The organism is Gilliamella apis (assembly GCF_030758615.1).
GTDB lineage: Bacteria > Pseudomonadota > Gammaproteobacteria > Enterobacterales > Orbaceae > Gilliamella > Gilliamella apis_A.
Genome location: NZ_CP132381.1, coordinates 179991 through 201844, shown reverse-complemented (window position 1 = coordinate 201844; position 21854 = coordinate 179991). Strand labels below are relative to the sequence as shown.

The following is a 21854-nucleotide window of genomic DNA, read 5'->3' as shown; positions in this document are numbered from 1 at the left end:
AATTAAATATAAATAATAATAGAGGTTTTAAATTATGGGAAAAGTTGTTTTAGCTCGGGTTGATAGTCGTCTTATTCATGGTCAAGTCGCAACAAATGTTTCAAAAGCAGCCGGCGCTAATGCTTTATTTGTTGCAGATGATTATTCGGCAAATGATGAATTCACCAAAAATATTATTCTTGGCGCAGGCGCCAGCACTGGTCATAAAATTAGAGTATTAAAAGAAGATGGTGCGGTTAGGTATTGGAACGATCGTCAATATGATGATTTTAACGTTATTTTAATTACTAAAAATATTGAAGTAATGTATAAAATTATTAAATCTGGCGTACCTGTAACTAATCTTAATATTGGCGGTTTACCACTGGTTCCAGGGCAACCTCAATCATTAAAGAAGTATCGATTAATAAAGAGCAACTCGATTTATTAATTGATTTACAAAATAGTTTTCCGAATATGGATATTTATTGCCAAGCAACGCCTTCATTAAAGAAAGTACCTTTAAGTGAAGTAATTAAAATGTTTGAATAATATAGGATTAATAACATGATCGGTGTTTTATTAGTTAGCCATGGAAGTATGGCGGCTGGAATAAAAGACAGTGTGAAAATGATTGTTGGAGAACAAAGCCAATTTGAATCATTATCACTTAATCCTGGACAAGATATAAATCAGTTAAAAACTGATTTATTCAATTGTTCAAAATCTTTAGATTCTGGCGATGGTGTTCTTATATTTGTCGACCTTTATGGCGCATCTCCATATAATGCTTCGATGCAATGCGTTCCACAATGGAATGAGCTTGGTATGAATGTTCGAGTCATTACTGGTATGAGTCTGCCTATGGTAATTAATGCAGTATGTAATAGAGATTCTATGTCATTGAATGATCTTACTGCGGAAAGTATCGAGGCTGGGCATGAAAATATTCAAGATGCCGTTGCTAACATATCTCAATCAAACAACAATGAAAATGATGATGATTATTAATGTAATAACTAATTTAATGTTATTAAGTTAATTTTTATCTTAATCTATTTATAGTTAATATGATTTTTAAAATCATATTAACTATATTGTCTAACTTTATATAAAAATAGTTTATTAATAATGGAAATATTGAAAGATCTGATTTTGCGATATGGCATCATATTTGGTAAAAGGTTTAATCCAAAAGAGAAAATCTCTTTTTTAAGGATAATATCTAAGGAATTAGCTCCATTGGGTTATCAAGTGGATGCGAAACTATCTAAATTAAAATTAGCGACTAGACGTTATCAAAATTATTATAATGCTTATATCGGCGATCTTAATAAAGCAGAGGTCGTTATTTGTACTAATTACGATACTGGGATCAATAATTTTAATTTGCAGAAAACGTATGCTTTTCAATCACAATTTAGTAAGCTGACTTACTTTATTAGTGTTGCTCCGTTTATATTTTTATTCATTGCATCATTAATATTAAATTACCTAGTTTTTTTACCTGATATCCGGATTAATGGCTTTTTCAGTGTTTCTGGCATTTCAGCTATAGTTTCAACAGTGCTGTTGTTTTTCTTAATTGCCAAATTTAAGAGTGGGATTCCAAACACTAAAAATTTCGTTTGTAATTCATCAAGTATTATTACTATTATTAATCTTATTAATAAGTTAGATAAAAAACAAAAGAAAAAAATCGCTTTTGTTCTTTATGATGGCGGCAATAGTGGCCAATATGGTCTAAAAATGTTAGAAAGCTATGCTAAGCAAATCAAAGATAAAAAATTTATTTTCTTGGATAGTATTGCCAATGGTGATGATTTAGTTTTTTTTAAACCACAAGGATGTGATCTAAATATAGCGGATGTTCATTTTCATGATGGGAGTATTGAAACGACATTATCTAATTACATTATGATCACATCAGGTGATATAAATGAAGATAATAAAATTCTAATAAAAAATGCTCACTCGTCTAAAGACAATTATTTATCTGATGAAAGATTAGAAAAACATACACAATCACTACGAGATGTATGCCGAGCATTGATGAATGAAAAATGATAATGGATTGTTGTGGAAAAGAACTTGATACCTACCGATAGAATTGAGTAGGTATCAGAATTGTGATGAACTAATGTGTAGCGCCTTTTGCTGCACCAATAGGTAGAATTGTACGACCAAATTGTTCATTTAGAACTTCAGCCATCGCAAGATAAATTGCACTCGCACCACAAATTATGCCTTCAAATCCAGCAATATGAATAATGTCATGGTTACCAGAAATATTACCAATTGCTAATAGAGCGAATAAAATGGTTAAGCTGGCAAAAACAAATTGTAATGCTCGGTTAGCTTTTAATGTACCAATAAACATAAATGCGGTAAAAATACCCCACAGTGCTAGAAAAATCCCTAAAAAGGTTGCATCGGTAGGTGCAGTTACTGGTGAAGTAGGTAAATACCAAATACCAACTAAAGCAATCCAAAAGAAACCGTATGAAGTAAACGCTGTTGTTCCGAAGGTATTTCCTTTACGGAATTCTAAAATTCCTGCGATTACTTGGGCTAATCCACCATAAAAAATACCCATAGAAGCGATTGCCGTCATAACTGGAAAAAATCCTGCATTATGAATATTTAATAAAATTGTAGTCATACCAAAACCCATTAGTCCAAGTGGACCTGGATTTGCAAGTTTTATTTGTTCCATAAGGATCCTATAAATTAATTTTCGTAAAAAAAAGAGCGGCAATAATAAGTGTTGAAAAGCTGATAATCAAGATTTTGTAAAAAATAATTTTGTATCACCCCTTGATATTAATAATATTGTTCCCATTTATGTGAAAACAAAAACATTTCTTTATCTAAAATGGGACTTGAAAACGATGTTTTCAGTCTTATATATAAGAAATAAAATACAGGTTTGAGGAGAAAAGATTATGGGTAAAATTATTGGTATCGATTTAGGTACAACAAATTCATGTGTTGCAGTAATGGATAATGGTCAAGCAAAAGTATTAGAAAATGCCGAGGGTGATCGCACAACCCCTTCCATCATTGCTTACACTCAAGATGGTGAAATCTTAGTTGGTCAACCAGCTAAACGCCAAGCCGTAACTAATCCACAAAATACATTATTTGCAATTAAACGTTTAATCGGTCGTCGTTATGAAGATGCTGAAGTACAACGTGATGTTGGTATTATGCCATATAAAATTGTTAAAGCTGATAATGGTGATGCTTGGGTTGATGTTAAAGGTCAAAAAATTGCTCCACCACAAATTTCTGCTGAAGTATTAAAGAAAATGAAGAAAACTGCAGAAGATTATCTTGGTGAGCCTGTTACAGAAGCAGTTATTACTGTTCCTGCTTATTTTAATGATGCACAACGTCAAGCAACCAAAGATGCTGGTCGTATTGCTGGTTTAGATGTAAAACGTATTATCAATGAGCCAACAGCAGCAGCGTTAGCTTATGGTTTAGATAAAGATGTTGGCAACCGAACTATTGCCGTATATGACCTTGGTGGTGGTACTTTTGATATCTCAATTATCGAAATTGATGAAGTTGACGGTGAAAAAACATTTGAAGTATTAGCAACAAATGGTGATACTCACTTAGGTGGTGAAGACTTTGACTCACGTTTAATTAACTATTTAGTTGACGAATTTAAACGTGAACAAGGATTTGATCTTAAAAATGATCCATTAGCAATGCAACGTTTAAAAGAAGCTGCTGAAAAAGCTAAAATTGAATTATCATCAGCGCAACAAACTGATATTAACTTACCGTATATCACTGCTGATGCAAGTGGGCCAAAACACTTAAATATCAAAGTGACTCGCGCTAAACTTGAATCATTAGTTGAAGATTTAGTTAAACGTTCAATGGAACCTGTTAAAACAGCATTAAAAGATGCCGGTCTTAGTGTTTCTGATATTAAAGATGTCATCCTAGTTGGTGGTCAAACACGTATGCCAATGGTTCAAAAAGCTGTTGCAGATTTCTTTGGTAAAGAACCACGTAAAGACGTTAACCCTGATGAAGCAGTAGCTGTTGGTGCGGCAGTACAAGGTGGTGTATTAGGTGGTGATGTTAAAGATGTATTATTACTTGACGTAACACCATTATCATTAGGTATTGAAACAATGGGTGGTGTAATGACTACCTTGATTGAGAAAAACACGACTATCCCAACAAAACATAGTCAAGTATTCTCAACTGCTGAAGATAATCAATCAGCTGTAACTATCCATGTATTACAAGGTGAACGTAAACGTGCAAGTGACAACAAATCATTAGGTCAATTTAACCTTGATGGTATTCAAGCTGCACCACGTGGTATGCCACAAATCGAAGTAACCTTTGATATCGATGCTGATGGTATTTTGCATGTATCAGCAAAAGATAAAAATACTGGTCGTGAGCAAAACATTACCATTAAAGCTTCTTCAGGATTAAGCGAAGAAGAGATCCAAAAAATGGTAAATGATGCTGAAGCAAATGCTGATGCAGACCGTAAATTCGAAGAATTAGCTCAAATTCGTAACCAAGCTGATCATCTTGTTCACTCAACTCGTAAACAAGTGACTGAAGCTGGTGATCAATTATCAGCTGATGATAAAACAGCTATTGAAAGCGCTGTGAGTGATTTAGAAAATGCAGCTCGCGGTGAAGACAAAGCAGAGATCGAAGCTAAAATTAATGCATTAATGGAAGCTTCAAAAAAATTACTTGAGTTAGCTCAACAACAAGCTCAAGCAGATCAATCTGCTGGTCAAGCCAATAGCGGAAGTGCTGCAGGGCAAGATGATGTTGTTGATGCAGACTTCAAAGAAGTTGATGATGAAAAAAAATAAGCATTAACTGATATGTTTTTTAATGAGTTATTGCAACGAGTTTTAAACATGTAAAACATTAAACGGGCGCGAGGTAACTCAAGCCCGTTTAGTTGTTTATATAATGATTAAATTTAAAGGTTAATTATGGCGAAGAAAGATTATTATGAAACATTAGGCGTGAGTAAAAGTGCCAGTGAAACTGAGATAAAAAAAGCCTACAAACGCCTAGCCATGAAATATCATCCGGATAAAAATCAGGATAACAAAGCTGAAGCTGAAGCAAAATTCAAAGAAGTTAAAGAAGCTTATGAAATCTTAACCGATCCACAAAAGAAAGCTGCTTATGATCAGTATGGCCATGCTGCTTTTGAACAAGGGCAAGGTGGCGCTGGTGGTTTCGGCGGATTTGGTGGTTTTGGAGGCGGTTCTGCATTTGATGATATCTTCAGTGATTTCTTCGGTGGTGGTCGAGGGCGAGGTCAAGCAGCATCGCGTGGTAATGACTTACAATATAATATTTCATTAACATTAGAAGAAGCTGCTAGCGGTGTAAGCAAAGAGATTAAAGTACCAACTTGGGTAAATTGTGATGTTTGCCATGGTCAAGGAACTGAAAAAGCTTCGGATGTTGTAACTTGTAATACCTGTCACGGTGCGGGTGTTGTGCAAATGCGGCAAGGCTTTTTTGCTGTGCAGCAAGAGTGTCCGACTTGTCATGGGCGTGGAAAAGTGGTTAAAAATCCATGTAAAAAGTGTCATGGCGAAGGACGTGTTCAAAAAACTAAAACACTTTCGGTTACTATTCCTGCTGGGGTTGATACAGGAAACCGTATTCGACTCTCAGGTGAAGGTGAAGCGGGTTTAAATGGTGCTCCAGCTGGTGACTTATATGTACAAGTACAAGTAAAACCGCATGCAATCTTTGAGCGAGATGGCACTAATTTACATTGCGAAATTCCAATTAATATTGTGTTAGCATCACTAGGTGGTGAGGTTGAAGTACCAACCCTGAATGGTAAAGTTAGCCTAACCATACCGGCAGAAACACAAACCGGTAAAATGTTTAGATTACGTGGAAAAGGTATTAAATCATTACGAGGCAGTGCTGTAGGTGATCTTTATTGCCATGTTGCAGTTGAAACACCAGTTAATCTAACTAGCAAACAAAAAGAGTTATTAAAAGAGTTAGGCGAAAGTTTTAAATCGGATAAAAACTCAAAACATAGCCCAAAAGAAAAAAGCTTTCTTGATAAAGTGAAGAAATTTTTTGGATAACATTCTTTATTGATTATACAATCGAGCCAAATAATGGCTCGATTTTTTTATTCTGCTTTTTTAAATAGTATTATTGCTGTTTTCAGATATCGTATATTTTTCTTTATTATTCAATATCCCTTATTGACATTAAACCATATCTTAATTAGCATATTAAATTAGTAAGGTGGCTAACTAATTTTATGGATATAAAGTATGCAGCTTGAAAATCGCTATTTATCTTTTTGCAATATTTTGAAGAAACAAAACACGGTAGATTTAGAAAAGATCCGAACATGCTTTACGTTGTTATCTGTTGCTAATCTAATTGATATAGAGTGTGCCAAACGTCTCCAGAAATATCATCTCTCAGAAAGTCGATTAATTATTTTAGTTTTATTAAAAGAATACCAAGAATTATCTTTGCAAGAAATAGCTAAATTATTAGGGATAACTAAAGCTTCAACAACAACACTTGTTAGTTCTCTAATTAATGATCAGCTAGTATCAAAAAGAAATGATGACAATGACAAAAGAATTTCTATTATTTGTTTAACCCCAGCAGGAATGGATTTATTGAGGGAAACGTTAAAAGAGCACAGTTTTTGGATAGAAAAAATAACTAATAATTTATCTGATAATGATGTTGCTATATTCAAAAAGGTATTAAGCCAAATTCATGAAAATGTATCAAGAAAGGAAATTGTTAAATGAAACTAATTGAAGATTTACAAAGATTAAGACGAGATTTAATTACTCAATTACCCCAAGATGTACAAAATATTTTGGATAACTCATTAGCAGATATGTTAAGTGAAAAACTAGATAGTCATTCTTTACAATGTGGAGATATTGCACCAGACTTTTCACTAATATCAACTGATAATCAAGAAATCAATTTATACAAATTACTTGAAACTCAACCCGTAATTATTAGTTTCTTTCGAGGTAGTTGGTGCCCGTTCTGTGTAAAAGAATTAGAACATTTTCAAAATAATTTAGAGCTGATTCAGCAAGTTAAAAATATGCATTTTATTGCTATTTCACCGCAGAAAGCTTCAATTAGCGCACAGTTAAAACAAGAAAAATCGATGTCGATAACGATACTATCAGATATTAAAAATAACATAGCTAATAAGTTTGGTTTAGTATTCACATTACCTGAAAAAGTTAGAGAGTTATATAATAGTTTAGGTGCTAATTTATTGGATTTTAATGGCGATGATAGCTATACATTGCCAATACCAGCAACTTATTTAATTGGGCAAGATAAAAAGATTTATTTTGCTTATGTTAATGCTAATTATATGGAACGAGCTGATATATCCGAATTGATAAATGTATTAAACTAATAAAGATTTAAATTTATTTAATAATATAAAATGTTACTAATCTGATATAAAAAGGGATAATATAAAATATTATCCCTTTTTATATTAAATTTAATTAAAACTATAAAGTTACATTTTAATCGTGAGAACATACTTAATAATATGACGTTGTTGTTCTGCTGTGAGTGAGTTATAAGGTAACAGCTTGTGAAGATAAAGAAAAAAGATTTTATTGCTCAAGATCTGTTAGGGCGAATTTATCAACAATTAAGTTTTGTTAATCAAAAATTGCCTCCCGAACGAGAGCTTGCGGAAAGTTATGGAGTCTCTCGTCATACTATACGTAAAGCGCTAGAAAAATTGCTGCAAATTGGTATTATTTCGGTTCAAAAAGGTTCGGGTGCTTTTATTAATCAACAAGCTAAAAATAATCCTTTAATTTATAATTCGCTGACTGAAAAACATTATGATCAAATCAACTCTAAACTGATTTTATTTCGTAAACGACGAGTACAGTTGGAAGAAAAACAAACATTTAATCTAACTGATGATGACTATATTTGGGAGTTTCATCGTATTCGTTTTGTTGACGGTCGAGGTACCCAAATTGAGATTTCTAAGTTACCTTGTCGATATTTTCCTGATCTGAAACAAAAAAATATTGAAAACTCTATTCAACAATATGTATTAAGTAAAGGCTATGAGATATCCCATTATCTAACTCAATATCAAGCTGTTGCCATTAATCGTCAGGAATCTGAATTACTCAAATGCAAAAAAGGCATGCCAGCAATGAAAATTATTAATCGGTGTTTTTTAAATAATGGTGCAATTTATGCCATTAGTGAAATTATTGATATTCACTATACTTGTACTTATATTACACCGTTTAATAAACCTAATTTTGAATTAAGATTAGTTGATGATAAAAAGTAAATTTATCAATCAACTTAGGTTATTTAAAAAATATTCATTATCTTGATTTATGGGGTATGTATAACTCCATTGGGCAAGCGGCTTTGTGTCCATTCATGTGGTCGATAAACCACGGGATATTTATCTGCCTGAGCTTTATCTAGTGTAACACCAATGCCTATTTTCTCTATTGGATATAAATAGCCTTGTTTGGCGGCAATAATACCAGGAAATACTGCCTGTGTATTTGCCGAATAAGGAATATATTCCTGAATTGCTGCATTATGTAAATGAATATTTAAATGAGTATTCACAGCTGCTCCAATTGGTGTCATATCAGGTGGGCAATGCCAAGCAACTCTTATCCCAAATGGTTGGCAAAAAGTAGCTAATTTTAATGCAGGTGTAATTCCGCCAATTTGTGAAACATGGCAACGAATAAAATCAATTCTACGTTGAATGATCAGCTCTTGCCATTCTAATGGATTATTGAATAGTTCGCCGGTCGCTAAAGCAACTGAAGTTTGGTTACGAATTTGCTCCAGCCATTGGTTTTGATTAGGCGGTAAAATATCTTCAATAAAATATGGTTGATATTGCTCAACTTGTTTAGCAAAAGCGACTGCTTGATTAGGAAATAATCTTTCATGTACATCATGCAAAAAATGGATTTTATAACCATATTTTTCTCGTAACTTTTTAAACATCTCTAAAGTATTTTGCATATACTGATCTTGATCAAAGTAAACACCACTACTTGACTGTTGTGGACTATGCAATTCTTCTGGTTTGCCACCGTAAAACCCTAACTGACAACGAATATGGCGATAACCTTGACTAATACATTGGTCAACTTGTTTAAAAAGTTCTGACAATGTTTCACCGGTAGCATGAGTATACACTTCTATCGCATCTTTTGATTTACCACCAAATAATTGATAAAGAGGCATATTCGCTAGTTTGGCTTTAATATCCCATAATGCCATATCAATACCAGCAATAGCATTATTAATGATTGGCCCATTACGCCAATAAGCATTAACCATTAACATCTGCCAAATATCTTCAATATGATTGGCATCTCGGCCAATTAGCAACGGTTTTAAATATTCATCAACAATGGTTTTTACGGCTAATGGGCGCTGTTGAAAAGTTGCACAGCCATAACCAATCACATCTTTATCTGTATAAATAATTACGGTAACAAGATTATGTCTATCAGGTTTAGTAATGATACATTCAATGTCAGTGATAAGGGTTGGTAACATAGGGTTAGAATCCTCTTTAAAATTTTTTCTTTTTATATAATTACCGATATTTTTCACATCTGTAAAGAGCAAAATATTAGTGAAAAATTATTGGTTCAAATTTGAATTAAAATTGTCGATAAAAAGCATACCAATTGAAAAATATAGTAAATTTCAGTGTTAAAACCCCTTTTTTTGTGATCTAGATCAAACTTTTCATTCTTGTATTGATAATTTAAAGTTTCTATTATTTTAATTAAACCAATTCTAGGGACGATTGAGGTTCTAATGAGTAAACAAGAAAGTATTAAAAAAATTATCGCTAATATTGGTGGTAAGGAAAACATTAAAAATGCTTGGCATTGTATGACACGTTTACGATTTGATTTAGTTGATCAAACCATGGTCAATTGGGATGAAATTAAAAAAATTACCGGGGTAATTGGTGCTCAATTTCAAAGTGATCAATGCCAAATTGTAGTAGGTACTCAAGTTAAAGTTTATTTTGACATTCTGGCTGATGAAATAGGATTACAAACGCCAGAAAATGATCAAGCTAAACAACTATCCAAAGAATCTGTCAAAGAACGTAAAGGCATTGTTTCTTTGTTTATGGATACGGTGTCTGGTGTTTTTGGTCCTATCGTACCGGCGATTGCTGGCGCGGGGATGATTAAAGGGTTACTTGCTGGTCTCATTGCGTTAAAAGTCGTTCCTAAAACCAGTGATACAGTTATTATTATCGATTTAATCGCTAGTGGTGTGTTTTACTTTTTACCATTTTTTTTGGCGGTTTCGGCAGCAAAAATATTTAAAACTAATGAGTATTTAGCCGCTGCAATCGCCGCTTGTTTGATGTATCCAACTTTAATTGATGCGGCAAAATTACTAGTAACTAATCCTGATGCTGCCAGTTTTTATTATTTTTTGGATATGATACCAATATCGATTTTTAACTATGCTGGTAGTGTTATTCCTATTATCTTCTCTGTACTGGCATTAAGTTATATTTATCGATTCGTTGATAAAATTATGCCTAATGTGCTCAAAACAGTTTTCACACCAACGGTAACTTTATTTATTGCTGGTTTATTGGCTCTTACCTTAATTGGTCCTATAGGTATCTATTTAGGTAAATTGTTAGCACTATTTATCCGTTCGCTATTTGATGTTTCTGCTGTGTTTGCTGGCGCTATTGTTGGCGCAATTCGACCGGTCGCTATTTTGACGGGTATGCATCATGCAATGACCCCTATAGCGTTGCAGAATTTTGCTGAATTAGGCTATGATATGTTGATGCCGATGATGTTTATGGCAAATATGGCCATTGCTGGTGCGACTGCTGCTATGTATTTTAAAGCGAAAAATAAGCAAGAAAAAACGGTTATTGTTTCTGCCGCAGTATCTGCATTATTAGGTATCACCGAGCCAGCTCTATTCGGTGTATTAACCAAGTATAAAAAAGCCTTTATTGCCGCAACTGCCGGTAGTGCGATTGCCTCCGCTTTTATTGCTTTATTTGGTGTAAGGTTATATGGCTATATTCTATCGAGTATCTTTAGTTTACCCGCCTATATTGGTCCATACTTTATCTTTGCAATATTGGGGGTATTAATATCAATTTGCTCATCGTTCATAATGGCTTATATTTTTGTTGGCAAAAAATAGGCCTAATTTTTAAATAACCTCATAACAGCTCGTGATATTACGGGCTTTATCGACCAGGTTATATCAAAAGGATGACTTAATATTGCCACCTTTTCTAAAGGTGGTTAAAGAATTTTAATATATAGCATATCTCCTCTTCAGGAATGGTAATTTTATATTTTTCTTCGAAGATAACTAATTCATCTTTAATAATTGAATATTCATTCCTATATTTACGAATATAATTTTGTTTATCAATAAATTTAACTTTGCTCTGCTCGCCATTAATTATCTGTTCAAGCATACAAGCGATATGCATAACCAGTCCAATCAAAGTATTATTTGATACTCTAATATTAAATTTACGGGTTATATTTTCATTAAAATGCTTAATATCGGTTAGTAAATCGCGCGGTTCAATATTGGATAAAATATTCGAAAGTGTTTTTTCGATTAAAGAGTAAATGGTTTCAATATCAATTAATTGCTGTAATTTCTTAATATTGTCCGGATAAATTAATGATGTTAAATCGAACTGGCTTATTGACGTATTAAAGTTAAATGGGCTCACTATAGCAACAATAGTATGGCTTTGCTGAATTTCTTCGATTTCTTTAAATAATTTATCATCTTCGTGAGATAAACTAAGTGCAATAATGTCTAAGATATTTTGTCGATATGAAAGTACATTATTTAATAAATCTATGGTGATATTGGTACTTTTATTCGGTACATTAATAATTAAAATAGCTAATTTTTTATTAACTAAACTCTCTTCTTGCGGTGCTGATACTAATGGTGCTTGATTAAGCATATGAATTTGTAACACATTCTCATATACTTCTTCTAAGCAATATCCGTTCATTGCATTTTGAATTGCTTCAATAACATGTAAAGTACTAACCAATTGAATTGTTTTGGTTTTAATACTACATTTTGCCTCTATCTCTTCACCAAAATTTTTCAAAGATCCCATATCAACCAGTAATAGCATGTCTGATTTATTTTTAGTTAATTGAATATGGTTAATAATTTTTTCGAGAATTTTTTGTGGTAATTCATCAAGTGGCACATCAAAAGCAAGTGCATATTCAATGTTAAGTAAGTCATGCGCTGTTTTCGTGATTGAAGTTGCGGTTTTATCTCCGTGAGCAATAACGACAATTTGCACATTATTTGAAGGTAAAATAGGATTATTAGTACCATAAATAAAAAACATGGCCAGATAAGCTGCTTCATCGATGGGCAGTGTCGTATCCATAATGTGTTCAATCATTGTAAGACAATCAAGTGCAGCATTAAATTGATTTGGATAATTCGTTCGGATTTTATTTAATTGCGGATGACTAATCTTTTGATTGCTATTTATTCGCTTTAGTGTCTGTTCGATATGGTTAGCTAAACTATAATAAATACGATTATTAAAGCTACACTGTAAACTGTTTTCAGCCTGTTCAATTAAGGCTTCAGTCAAACGTAATACTTTAGTTGAAATTATATTTTTCAACTTATTCTTATCATATTTTTTAGTATTATTATAAATATAAGTATAAAAATAATCCTGAATTTCTTGTTCAATTTCTTCTTCGAGTTCGAAATTTTCCCTACCTTGAGTTTTTAATTCAGCGATTTTTCGATTTACGATATCGTAAATATCATTCGATTTATTATTTTCATATAGGATCTTATTATTTTCTCCCTGAAATATAATATTTTTTCGATTAATACCAATGATTTTATTCCACGTTTGACGATGTTGTGTTTCAATCAATAATGCTTCACTGATGTGATTTGGTAATAGAGCACTATTAATATAAATATACTCTGAATTACTGTAGGAAATATGTTTGGCATAGGCGGCTGCACAAATAAAACGAATATCAGCTTCAAGTTGCCCTATATTATTGGGGCAGTTATAGCCTAACAAAGCGCGAAGGGCATTACTTGATACGACAATTTTTTCTTTTAATTGTGCAGATTCGGTATTAAAGAAATTTTGAATTAGATTAAACCGTTCCTCAAAAGTTCTTGCTCTTAAAGGCGGAATGGTTAAATTCATAGGAAAGCGACGAGTAAATGTACGCAATAATGCTGAATTAGGGTCTTCTGTCGTTGCGGCAATAATACGAACTTGTGCGGTTCGTTCTACGGTATCACCTAGTCGTCTAAAAAGGCCTTTATCAATAAAAGTAAAAAATATTTCTTGGCCTTCTGGAGGTAAACGGTGAACTTCATCTAAAAATAACAGCCCGGTGTGCGCTTTTTCAACTAAACCTTCACGATCATCGATTGCACCACTATAAGCACCTTTTTTACAGCCGAATAATTGGGTTAAAAGTAGTTGTGGATTTGAGGCGTAATCAGCACAATTAAAATGGATAAATGGCGCATCAGGACTAATTTTATTGACACTTTTAGCATAGTTATAAATCAGTTCGGCAAACAGTGATTTGCCAACCCCAGTCTCACCAGTAATTAAAATATTCATACCATGAGGAGGGTAAAATATGGCTGCTTTAGCTTGTTCAATCAAGGTATGCAAACTGGTGCTAGACTCGATGAAATTTTTGAATTCACCAAATTTGAAATTTGGTTTGTTTTCGGTTTTTATCGAAGATTTAGCAATAGAATATTTGACTGGTTTTCCTTTATCTTTAACCACTTTTCCTTGCTTAATAAGCTGATTTAATTCGTGGCTAACATTTGCGCGAGAATAATTCAGTAATGTGGCAAGTTCAGAAGTAGTAACTCCTTCACTGTTTTTTAGCGTTAATTCCTGTAATTTTTGGAAAATAATCTCAATTCTTAACATTTCACATCCTAATGTGTTTTAGCAAATCCATTCTTCAATGTGTATTAAAACACATAAAAACACATTAGCAACTTAAAAAATTACTTATTGATTATTTTTAATTTATTTTGTTTTGGCACGGTTATTGCTGTTATCTATTATATGAAATATATCAAACTGAGGAAAAATTAATGAATGAGTATGAAGAGATTGTAATGCAACTAATTACCAATAGCGGTGATGCAAGAAGTCGCTGCCTAAAAGCAATTAGAGCTGCTCGTAAAGGTAATTTTGAACAAGCCGATAGTTTAATTGAAGAAGTAAAAAAATTTTTAGCCATTGCGCATAAAACACAGACTGAATTAATTCAAAACGAGATTCAGGGTAATCATATTCCAGTTTCGTTACTGATTATTCATGCTCAAGATCACTTAATGAATGCAATTTCAATGCGAGATTTAGCCATTGAAATTATAGAAATATTAAAAGATAAATAATTAAAGGGGTAATTAATATGACTTATAACATTATGCTAGCTTGTATGGGTGGATTCTCTACCAGTATGTTAGTCAAAAAAATGAAAGAGTCTGCGGAAAAGATGGGTATTGATGTCAATATTAATGCAGTAAGCGAAACTGAATTAGATCAATATGATGATCTGGACATTATTATGTTAGGGCCGCAAATAGAGTATATCTATGAAAACTTAAAAAAACAGCATGACATTCCAATAGTTGTTATTGATTCTCTGGACTATGGAACGATGAATGGTGAAAAGGTGTTAAAAACTGCCTTAGAAATTTTAGACAATGGAATCAGCTAATAAGAGAGATTTTATTATGATAAATAATAAAGAAACGCTAATGAGTTTTAGAGCAAAATTGCAAAAAGTTATTGGCTCTATTCAATCAAGTTATTCTGTGCAAGCTGTTTCAAGTGGCATGATGATGCTATTACCTGTCATGATGGTGGGCTCGATTGTTGCGGTTTTAAATAGTTTAAATATTGAATCTTATCAGGCAGTATTAGTGGCAACAGGATTAAAATCCGCTTTTAAAGTTGCTTCAGTAGTCACCATGAACGTGATTTCACTCTATGTCGTGGTAGCTATTGCCTATAAGATGGCAGAATTACATAAAAAAGATGGTATTTTAGCTGCATTAATGGGGCTAATGGCTTTCCTTTTTATCACTCCAATGAAAACCAACGGTATTGCAGCCATTGATCTCTTGTATGTTGGTTCAAGAGGAATGATTGTTGCGATGTTAGTAGGATTATTTGCTACGCGTTTTTATATTTTCTTACTTAATCGTAAACTAACGATAAAAATGCCTGAGTCAGTACCTGATTTTGTCTCAAAATCTTTTTCGAGTCTTATTCCCGCATTTATTATTGCCGTAGTCTTTGCTCTAATTAATGCGTTAGTTGGTCTTACTGAATTTGATAATGTACATAATTTAATTTATTCCATAATTCAAGTACCGCTTCAAGGCTTAGGTGCAAGTTTAGCAGCAGCGTTATTAATTGTATTTTTAGCGGAATTTTTATGGTTCTTTGGTATTCACGGTTCAATGGCGACTTCGGCTATCTTATATGCCTTATTCTATCCTTTTGATATCGCCAATTTAGAAGCATTTCAAGCAGGTCAGGCGTTACCATTTATTGTCACAATGACATTTATTAATGCACAAAAAGGACCGCGTTATTTGGCATTATCTATTTTATTAGTACGCTGTAAGAGCCAACAAATGAAAAGTTTAGGTAAGATTGGCTTTATACCAGGTTGCTTTGGTATTAGTGAGCCTTACAAATTTGGTTTACCTATGGTATTAAATCCAATTTTATTTTTACCTTTAATTTTTGCCGGAACCATTAATGTCGGCTTATCTTATTTTGCTACATTGATTGGTATTATTCCTCGTGTTAATGGTATGCCTCTACCAACGGCTGGAACGCCTGAAATTATTAAAGGATTTATGATTGGTGGTTGGCAAATGGCAATATGGCATGTGGTATTATTGGTTGTTGCTATGTTGGTTTACTTTCCATTTGTTCGTTACATGGATAAACAAAAACTCAGTATTGAACAAGCGGCAACGGAGAAATAGTAGATGCATAATAATATTATAGTTAATGCAGTTGAACGATTATCATCAAACCGTGTGCGTCTAAGTTGGCAATCACCAGCACAATCGCAAGAGGTAAAAATTTATTTGAGTGATAGTGCTGATATAAAAAATGCAGAAAAAACTATCCTTACCCAAACAACACAATCAAGCATTGATTTAGATATTCTTGATGATAAACGTTGCTATTTTATCCTTGATATTAATGGTCAAAATTATGTGACTGCTGAACGTGTTCTACCATTGGAAGGTGCAAATAATTTTCGTGATATTGGTGGCTATAGAACTGGTGATGGTAAAACTGTTAGATGGGGTAATCTTTATCGTTCAGATCATTTACATAATTTGACAGATAAGGATATCGCATATTTAAATACAGCAAATTTTCATACTATTATTGATTATCGTAATGAAAAAGAATACAGCAAACAGCCCAATCGTTTGTGGAATAATCAACTAAATACACTTCGTTTAATTCCCGATGCATCTTCAGCAGAATTAGCTGCTAAGGCTAGTAATGATCATGAAAAAATACAGGAACTCATTAGTTTAAGCCAAATTAAAAATGGCAAGATGGTTATTGATGGTTCAGGACTAATTATGCAAGAACAAAATCGTGATTTTATCCGTAATCCTGAAACCGCCAAAATATATAGAGAACTTATTGATATTATTTTAGATAGCCGAAATTTGGCGATAGTACAACATTGTCGAGGAGGTAAAGATAGAACCGGTTTCGGTATAGCTATTATATTAGCTATTTTAGGCGTTGATGAACAAACTATATTATTAGATTATGCAATGACAAGTGAATTAAGGTATTCTCGTAATATGCGTAGAATGGAGAAATATAAAAAAGAGACTGATAATGCCGAAATTTTAGCTTTTTTGTATTCTATGATGGAAGCGCGTAGTAGTTACCTTGAAGCTGCATTTGATGAAATGCGTACAAGATTCGGGTCAATTGCGGGATATTTAACTAAAGCGTTAAAAATAACAGAAAGCGAGAGAGAAAAAATAAAACAAAATTATCTCTATTAAAAAAATTAACCCAGTATTAAACTGGGTTAATCTAATTTATACTATTTCATACTCTGTAAATTACATTTTAGTAGTAAATGTACGAGCAATAACGTCACGTTGTTGTTCAGCAGTTAGTGAGTTAAAACGTACTGCATAACCAGAAACACGAATTGTTAATTGTGGATATTTTTCTGGGTGTTGTACTGCATCTTCTAATGTTTCACGACGAAGTACGTTTACATTTAAATGTTGACCACCTTCAACTTTAATTGTTGGTGCTACATCTAATGGAACTTCACGATATTCGAATTGACCAAGTTCCGCAGTTGGGACGATTTGATCTTCTTTGTAAACTGATTTAGCAGCAACACAACGAGCTTCTTTGGTTGAATCATCTAATAACCAGAAAGAGTTAAGTAGTGCTTGATTGTCTGCTTTAGTAATTTGGATACCTGTAATCATTTTTAAATCCTCCTAATGGATCTGGACCTTATTGTCCTAAATTATTTATAAGTAATATAGCACTTTCAAAATTTGATTAAAGTCAAAAAAAGCTATTAATCTGATAAGTTTTACCGTTGATTGTGTGGGTTGACCTGATTTTTGCAAATAACTTTATATTTATTAAAAGGTAATCTTTTATTGTCATTTGCAATTTAAGTAATATTTTGATGATCTTAAACTAAACAAGGTATTTTATTCATCTTTTTATTAGTTGAACACTTATTGACTGTTGAACGAAGAGTACTTTTCTCATCATTGATTATCAGTAGGTTTATTGGTATTTTTAGGTATAATTAATATCATCAATAAATCCAGTGTTGAACTAGATAAAACAATTGTAAAGGTCAAATATGAGTAATCAATTAACATGGAATGATGTTATTGGCTCTGAAAAAGAGAAGCCCTATTTTCAACGTATAATGCAGTTTGTGGCAACGCAGCGTGCACAAGGTAAAATTATTTACCCACCTCAGCACGATGTATTTAATGCTTTTCGTTTTACGGCATTTAGTGATATTAAAGTAGTGATATTAGGGCAGGATCCTTATCATGGTCCAAATCAAGCTCATGGCTTATCCTTTTCTGTATTACCCGGAATTAAACCGCCACCCTCGCTTATAAATATCTATAAAGAATTAGCAACTGATATTGAAGGATTCACGATACCTAATCATGGCTATTTAGGCTATTGGGCTACTCAAGGTGTGTTATTACTCAATAACGTATTAACGGTTGAAGCAGGACAAGCTCACTCGCATGCCAAAATAGGTTGGGAAACCTTCACCGATCATGTTATTGCGGCAATTGATAAATATCTAGAGGGTGTTGTTTTTTTACTTTGGGGGTCACCAGCACAAAAGAAAGGTCAATTTATTGATCGTCAAAAACACCATGTGTTAACGGCGGTACACCCATCGCCATTATCGGCTCATCGTGGATTTTTTGGTTGTAAACACTTTTCAAAAGCCAATAATTTTATTTTACAGCATGGTAAAACACCTATCGATTGGCAACCACGATTACCGGAAAAAGTTAATGAGTAGTAATAAGAAACGCCGTCCTGGCTTACAGGAAATTGCTAAATTAGTTGGGGTCAGCAAAATGACAGTAAGTCGTTTTTTACGAGATCCCAAGCTTGTATCTGAATCACTTCAATTACAAATATCATCGGCTATTGATAAGCTCGGGTACATCCCTAACAAAGCTCCTGATATGTTATCAAATGCCAAAAGTCATGCTATTGGAGTTGTATTTCCCTCGTTAACTAACCAAGTTTTTGCTGATATTTTAAAAGGTATTGAGATGGTTTCCGACGTGCAAGGTTATCAAACCATGATCACTCACACCGGATATAACGCTGATAAAGAAGAGTTACGAGTGCGTTCTTTGCTGTCTTATAATATTGATGGATTAATTTTGACGGAAAGGATACATAACCCAGCTACCTTAAAGATGATTGAAATTTCAGGTGTCCCAGTAGTGGAAATTATGGACAGCGTGTCGCCTTGCATTGATATGGCGGTTGGATTTGATAATTTCACAGCTACAAAAAATATGATTCATCGCATGATAAATAAAGGACGACGCCACATAGTTTATTTTAGTGCAAGACAAGATCAACGTAGTATCATTCGGCAACAAGGTTATGAAAAAGCCATGCAAGAGGCAGGATTAACGCCTAAAACATTAGCCACTAAAGAAGCCTCATCTTATGATTTGGGGGCGAGATTTTTACACCAGATATTAAAAGAATATCCATGTGTTGATGGTATTTTTAGTACCAATGATGATTTGGCTTTAGGTGTATTACTTGAATGTCAACGTATTGGTATTGAAATACCAAAACAAATTGCGATTGTTGGTTTTCATGGCCATAAAATTGGTCAGTATATGAATCCTAAATTAGCTTCCATTCATACGCCAAGAATTGAAATGGGAAAAATTGCTACAGAATTACTCTTGAAACGTATAAATGGTGAAAATATTGCTGAAAAGGTCATCGATTTACCTGTTGAATATCTTGATGGTGAAAGTTTGTAATCAATTTTAAAATATTTTCTAAAATTTATATCATTATCACATTATTGATTAAGTTGGGATGGATTTCAGGTTTTCATGATTTGATATCTATGCTACAATCGCCTCTCAGTGGTTATTTACACCTACTAATTAGATCATCAAAGAATAACACTGAGGCCCCCATGAAAATTGTTGAAGTAAAACACCCTCTAGTTCGCCATAAAATTGGCTTAATGCGTGAACACGATATTAGCACAAAAGATTTCCGAAACCTTGCCAGTGAAGTTGGTAGTTTATTAACTTATGAAGCAACCGCTAACTTACCAACAGAAACCGTAACCATTGAAGGTTGGTGTGGCCCTGTGCAAGTAGAACGTATTAAAGGTAAAAAAATTACTGTTGTTCCTATTCTACGTGCTGGTTTAGGTATGATGGATGGCGTATTAGAACACATACCTAGTGCAAGAATTAGTGTTGTTGGTTTTTATCGTAACGAAGAAACACTTGAACCTGTTCCTTATTTCCAAAAACTCACTTCAGATATCGAAGAACGAATGGCGTTAGTTGTTGATCCAATGCTAGCAACCGGTGGTTCAATGGTAGCAACTATTGATCTACTTAAGAAAGCAGGCTGTAAAAATATTAAAGTGTTAGTTTTAGTTGCTGCGCCAGAAGGTATCAAAGTATTAGAACAAGCTCATCCTGATGTTGAACTTTATACGGCATCAATTGATGAACGTCTAAATGATAAAGGCTATATTTTACCTGGGCTAGGTGATGCCGGAGACAAAATATTTGGCACTAAATAAAATCTCAATTTTTAGACCGGTTTATCCGGTTTTTTTATGTCTGCTATTTAATAATTAATTTGCTATTAGCAAAAAGAAGTTTAAGAAGAGAGGAAAACGTGGTTAAAATCAATAATGATGAAATTAAAAAGGATACTTCACCATTAAAACCAGCCTGGCAAGATATTTTTACTGGTGCTCAAATGCTGTTTGTCGCTTTTGGTGCTTTAGTCTTAGTGCCATTGTTAACTGGTTTAAATCCAAATGTAGCATTATTTACTGCCGGTATTGGTACATTGTTATTTCAACTTGCAACTAAAAATAAAGTACCGGTATTTTTAGCCTCTTCTTTTGCTTTTATTGCTCCAATTTCTTTTGGTGTAGCTCAATGGGGAATACCGGCAACTTTAGGTGGATTGGTTGCCGCTGGTTTGGTATTTATGTTTTTTGCTTTTCTGGTCAAAATTAATGGTAACAATGTTATCGATCGGATTTTACCGCCGGTAGTTACCGGGCCAATTATTATGGTAATTGGTTTATCATTAGCCCCCGTTGCAGTTGGTATGGCTATGGGTAAAGATAGTGGACTTCAAGCCGAAAATTATCAACTTATCATTATTTCCATGGCTTCTTTGTTAACGACTTTAATTGTTGCTATCTGGGCAAAAGGCTTTTTTAGATTGGTTCCAATTATTGCTGGTATAGTGGTTGGATATGCACTTTCATGTGCTTTTGATATTGTCAATTTTCAACCAGTTATTGATGCACCATGGTTTAAAGTGCCTGATTTCACATTTCCTGAGTTTCAGTGGCAAGCTATTTTATATATGATCCCTATTGTGATTGCCCCAACTATTGAGCATGTGGGTGATATTATGGCAATTGGTGCTGTAACAGGTAAAGATTATACTCGTGAACCAGGTTACAGAGGACATTGTTGGGTGATGGATTGGCTACTACAACAGCAGGATTTTTTGGTGGGCCTCCATGTATTACTTATGCCGAAGTTATTGGTGCGGTAACCTTAACCCGCAATTTTAAAACTCAGGTAATGACTTGGGCGGCGTTATGGGCAATCTTAATGTCTTTCATTGGTAAAATAGGGGCATTTTTAAGCTCAATTCCAACTGTCGTAATGGGTGGAATCATGGTGCTGTTATTTGGTTCAATTGCTTCGGTTGGTATTAATATTTTAGTCAAACATAAAGTCGATCTTTCTGTATCACGGAATATGTGTATTGTCTCGTTAGTACTAGTATTTGGTATTGGTGGAATGATCTTTGATTTTGGTTCTTATGCATTACAGGGTATTAGTTTATGTGGGATTTTAGCCATTGTGTTAAATTTAATCTTACCGCAACAAACTAAAACAAATAACTAAGA

Annotated in this window: 20 protein-coding genes and 1 pseudogene; 17 read left to right on the top strand and 4 right to left on the bottom strand. The window is 33.5% G+C overall.

Annotated features, from left to right (window positions below):
• Window positions 1–34 precede the first annotated feature (34 nt).
• The 3 genes from RAM17_RS00970 (at window position 35) to RAM17_RS00960 (ending at window position 2046) form a co-directional block, all read left to right on the top strand.
• Window positions 35–430 carry a PTS system mannose/fructose/N-acetylgalactosamine-transporter subunit IIB gene (locus tag RAM17_RS00970; RefSeq protein ID WP_306240448.1) on the top strand — a complete coding sequence of 132 codons (396 nt, stop codon included), beginning with the start codon at window positions 35–37 and terminating at the stop codon, window positions 428–430.
• Between the two features lie 116 nt (window positions 431–546).
• Window positions 547–990, top strand: a complete 444-nt coding sequence (locus tag RAM17_RS00965) for a PTS sugar transporter subunit IIA (protein WP_110446907.1) — start codon at window positions 547–549, stop codon at window positions 988–990.
• A 231-nt stretch (window positions 991–1221) separates the two neighbouring features.
• A complete protein-coding gene (locus tag RAM17_RS00960) occupies window positions 1222–2046 on the top strand; it encodes a hypothetical protein (protein ID WP_110446908.1) in 825 nt (274 codons plus the stop codon).
• Between the two features lie 70 nt (window positions 2047–2116).
• Here the strand turns inward: RAM17_RS00960 and satP are convergent, their stop codons facing one another.
• Window positions 2117–2695 (bottom strand): acetate uptake transporter, encoded by a 579-nt coding sequence (satP, locus tag RAM17_RS00955; RefSeq protein ID WP_110446909.1) that lies wholly within the window; start codon window positions 2693–2695, stop codon window positions 2117–2119.
• A 229-nt stretch (window positions 2696–2924) separates the two neighbouring features.
• Here satP and dnaK point away from each other — a divergent pair, with 229 nt between their 5' ends.
• From dnaK to RAM17_RS00930, 5 genes are all read left to right on the top strand, one after another.
• Window positions 2925–4844 (top strand): molecular chaperone DnaK, encoded by a 1920-nt coding sequence (gene dnaK, locus RAM17_RS00950; RefSeq protein ID WP_034903492.1) that lies wholly within the window; start codon window positions 2925–2927, stop codon window positions 4842–4844.
• Window positions 4845–4970: 126 nt separating this feature from the next.
• Window positions 4971–6101 (top strand): molecular chaperone DnaJ, encoded by a 1131-nt coding sequence (dnaJ, locus tag RAM17_RS00945; protein WP_110446910.1) that lies wholly within the window; start codon window positions 4971–4973, stop codon window positions 6099–6101.
• A 195-nt stretch (window positions 6102–6296) separates the two neighbouring features.
• Window positions 6297–6794, top strand: a complete 498-nt coding sequence (locus tag RAM17_RS00940) for a MarR family winged helix-turn-helix transcriptional regulator (RefSeq protein WP_110446911.1) — start codon at window positions 6297–6299, stop codon at window positions 6792–6794.
• A complete protein-coding gene (locus RAM17_RS00935) occupies window positions 6791–7432 on the top strand; it encodes a peroxiredoxin-like family protein (RefSeq protein WP_110446912.1) in 642 nt (213 codons plus the stop codon). Before RAM17_RS00940 ends, RAM17_RS00935 begins: the two co-directional genes overlap by 4 nt.
• A gap of 192 nt (window positions 7433–7624) precedes the next feature.
• The gene (locus tag RAM17_RS00930) at window positions 7625–8347 is read left to right on the top strand and encodes a GntR family transcriptional regulator (protein WP_110446944.1); all 723 of its coding nucleotides are present in this window, start codon (window positions 7625–7627) and stop codon (window positions 8345–8347) included.
• Between the two features lie 47 nt (window positions 8348–8394).
• On the opposite strand, the gene RAM17_RS00925 is transcribed toward RAM17_RS00930, so the two are convergent.
• On the bottom strand, window positions 8395–9594 hold the full coding sequence (locus RAM17_RS00925) for an enolase C-terminal domain-like protein (protein WP_110446913.1): 1200 nt from the start codon (window positions 9592–9594) through the stop codon (window positions 8395–8397).
• Window positions 9595–9861: 267 nt separating this feature from the next.
• Here RAM17_RS00925 and RAM17_RS00920 point away from each other — a divergent pair, with 267 nt between their 5' ends.
• Window positions 9862–11241, top strand: coding sequence for a PTS transporter subunit EIIC (locus RAM17_RS00920; RefSeq protein ID WP_110446914.1), 1380 nt, complete (start codon window positions 9862–9864; stop codon window positions 11239–11241).
• A 94-nt stretch (window positions 11242–11335) separates the two neighbouring features.
• Here RAM17_RS00920 and RAM17_RS00915 read toward each other — a convergent pair whose 3' ends face one another.
• Complete coding sequence (locus tag RAM17_RS00915) at window positions 11336–14032, bottom strand: sigma 54-interacting transcriptional regulator (protein WP_110446915.1); 2697 nt, start codon at window positions 14030–14032, stop codon at window positions 11336–11338.
• A 170-nt stretch (window positions 14033–14202) separates the two neighbouring features.
• Here RAM17_RS00915 and RAM17_RS00910 point away from each other — a divergent pair, with 170 nt between their 5' ends.
• From RAM17_RS00910 to RAM17_RS00895, 4 genes are read left to right on the top strand one after another with little or no spacing between them, the layout of a single operon-like run.
• The gene (locus RAM17_RS00910; protein WP_034902898.1) at window positions 14203–14508 is read left to right on the top strand and encodes a PTS lactose/cellobiose transporter subunit IIA; all 306 of its coding nucleotides are present in this window, start codon (window positions 14203–14205) and stop codon (window positions 14506–14508) included.
• A 17-nt stretch (window positions 14509–14525) separates the two neighbouring features.
• A complete protein-coding gene (locus tag RAM17_RS00905) occupies window positions 14526–14834 on the top strand; it encodes a PTS sugar transporter subunit IIB (RefSeq protein ID WP_110446916.1) in 309 nt (102 codons plus the stop codon).
• Between the two features lie 16 nt (window positions 14835–14850).
• Window positions 14851–16119 (top strand): PTS sugar transporter subunit IIC, encoded by a 1269-nt coding sequence (locus tag RAM17_RS00900; protein WP_165755923.1) that lies wholly within the window; start codon window positions 14851–14853, stop codon window positions 16117–16119.
• Between the two features lie 3 nt (window positions 16120–16122).
• Window positions 16123–17178 (top strand): tyrosine-protein phosphatase, encoded by a 1056-nt coding sequence (locus RAM17_RS00895; protein WP_110446917.1) that lies wholly within the window; start codon window positions 16123–16125, stop codon window positions 17176–17178.
• A 60-nt stretch (window positions 17179–17238) separates the two neighbouring features.
• Here RAM17_RS00895 and grcA read toward each other — a convergent pair whose 3' ends face one another.
• The gene (gene grcA, locus RAM17_RS00890; RefSeq protein WP_034902904.1) at window positions 17239–17622 is read right to left on the bottom strand and encodes an autonomous glycyl radical cofactor GrcA; all 384 of its coding nucleotides are present in this window, start codon (window positions 17620–17622) and stop codon (window positions 17239–17241) included.
• A gap of 392 nt (window positions 17623–18014) precedes the next feature.
• Here grcA and ung point away from each other — a divergent pair, with 392 nt between their 5' ends.
• From ung to RAM17_RS12485, 4 genes and pseudogenes are all read left to right on the top strand, one after another.
• Window positions 18015–18707, top strand: coding sequence for a uracil-DNA glycosylase (ung, locus tag RAM17_RS00885; protein WP_110446918.1), 693 nt, complete (start codon window positions 18015–18017; stop codon window positions 18705–18707).
• Window positions 18700–19704, top strand: a complete 1005-nt coding sequence (gntR, locus tag RAM17_RS00880; RefSeq protein ID WP_110446919.1) for a gluconate operon transcriptional repressor GntR — start codon at window positions 18700–18702, stop codon at window positions 19702–19704. Before ung ends, gntR begins: the two co-directional genes overlap by 8 nt.
• Before the next feature lie 161 nt (window positions 19705–19865).
• Complete coding sequence (gene upp / locus RAM17_RS00875) at window positions 19866–20492, top strand: uracil phosphoribosyltransferase (RefSeq protein ID WP_034902911.1); 627 nt, start codon at window positions 19866–19868, stop codon at window positions 20490–20492.
• Between the two features lie 182 nt (window positions 20493–20674).
• Window positions 20675–21852 (top strand): annotated as a pseudogene (locus tag RAM17_RS12485) (uracil-xanthine permease family protein).
• Window positions 21853–21854 lie beyond the last annotated feature (2 nt).

What these genes read in the sequence shown, in the direction of transcription:
- gntR (WP_110446919.1), top strand. Translation starts at nt 18,700, where the DNA reads ATGAGTAGTAATAAGAAACGCCGTCCTGGCTTACAGGAAATTGCTAAA.
- RAM17_RS00910 (WP_034902898.1), top strand. Translation starts at nt 14,203, where the DNA reads ATGAATGAGTATGAAGAGATTGTAATGCAACTAATTACCAATAGCGGT.
- RAM17_RS00900 (WP_165755923.1), top strand. Translation starts at nt 14,851, where the DNA reads ATGATAAATAATAAAGAAACGCTAATGAGTTTTAGAGCAAAATTGCAA.
- RAM17_RS00895 (WP_110446917.1), top strand. Translation starts at nt 16,123, where the DNA reads ATGCATAATAATATTATAGTTAATGCAGTTGAACGATTATCATCAAAC.
- upp (WP_034902911.1), top strand. Translation starts at nt 19,866, where the DNA reads ATGAAAATTGTTGAAGTAAAACACCCTCTAGTTCGCCATAAAATTGGC.
- RAM17_RS00925 (WP_110446913.1), bottom strand. Translation starts at nt 9,594, where the DNA reads ATGTTACCAACCCTTATCACTGACATTGAATGTATCATTACTAAACCT.
- RAM17_RS00905 (WP_110446916.1), top strand. Translation starts at nt 14,526, where the DNA reads ATGACTTATAACATTATGCTAGCTTGTATGGGTGGATTCTCTACCAGT.
- RAM17_RS00970 (WP_306240448.1), top strand. Translation starts at nt 35, where the DNA reads ATGGGAAAAGTTGTTTTAGCTCGGGTTGATAGTCGTCTTATTCATGGT.
- satP (WP_110446909.1), bottom strand. Translation starts at nt 2,695, where the DNA reads ATGGAACAAATAAAACTTGCAAATCCAGGTCCACTTGGACTAATGGGT.
- dnaK (WP_034903492.1), top strand. Translation starts at nt 2,925, where the DNA reads ATGGGTAAAATTATTGGTATCGATTTAGGTACAACAAATTCATGTGTT.
- grcA (WP_034902904.1), bottom strand. Translation starts at nt 17,622, where the DNA reads ATGATTACAGGTATCCAAATTACTAAAGCAGACAATCAAGCACTACTT.
- RAM17_RS00920 (WP_110446914.1), top strand. Translation starts at nt 9,862, where the DNA reads ATGAGTAAACAAGAAAGTATTAAAAAAATTATCGCTAATATTGGTGGT.
- dnaJ (WP_110446910.1), top strand. Translation starts at nt 4,971, where the DNA reads ATGGCGAAGAAAGATTATTATGAAACATTAGGCGTGAGTAAAAGTGCC.
- RAM17_RS00940 (WP_110446911.1), top strand. Translation starts at nt 6,297, where the DNA reads ATGCAGCTTGAAAATCGCTATTTATCTTTTTGCAATATTTTGAAGAAA.
- RAM17_RS00915 (WP_110446915.1), bottom strand. Translation starts at nt 14,032, where the DNA reads ATGTTAAGAATTGAGATTATTTTCCAAAAATTACAGGAATTAACGCTA.
- RAM17_RS00965 (WP_110446907.1), top strand. Translation starts at nt 547, where the DNA reads ATGATCGGTGTTTTATTAGTTAGCCATGGAAGTATGGCGGCTGGAATA.
- ung (WP_110446918.1), top strand. Translation starts at nt 18,015, where the DNA reads ATGAGTAATCAATTAACATGGAATGATGTTATTGGCTCTGAAAAAGAG.
- RAM17_RS00935 (WP_110446912.1), top strand. Translation starts at nt 6,791, where the DNA reads ATGAAACTAATTGAAGATTTACAAAGATTAAGACGAGATTTAATTACT.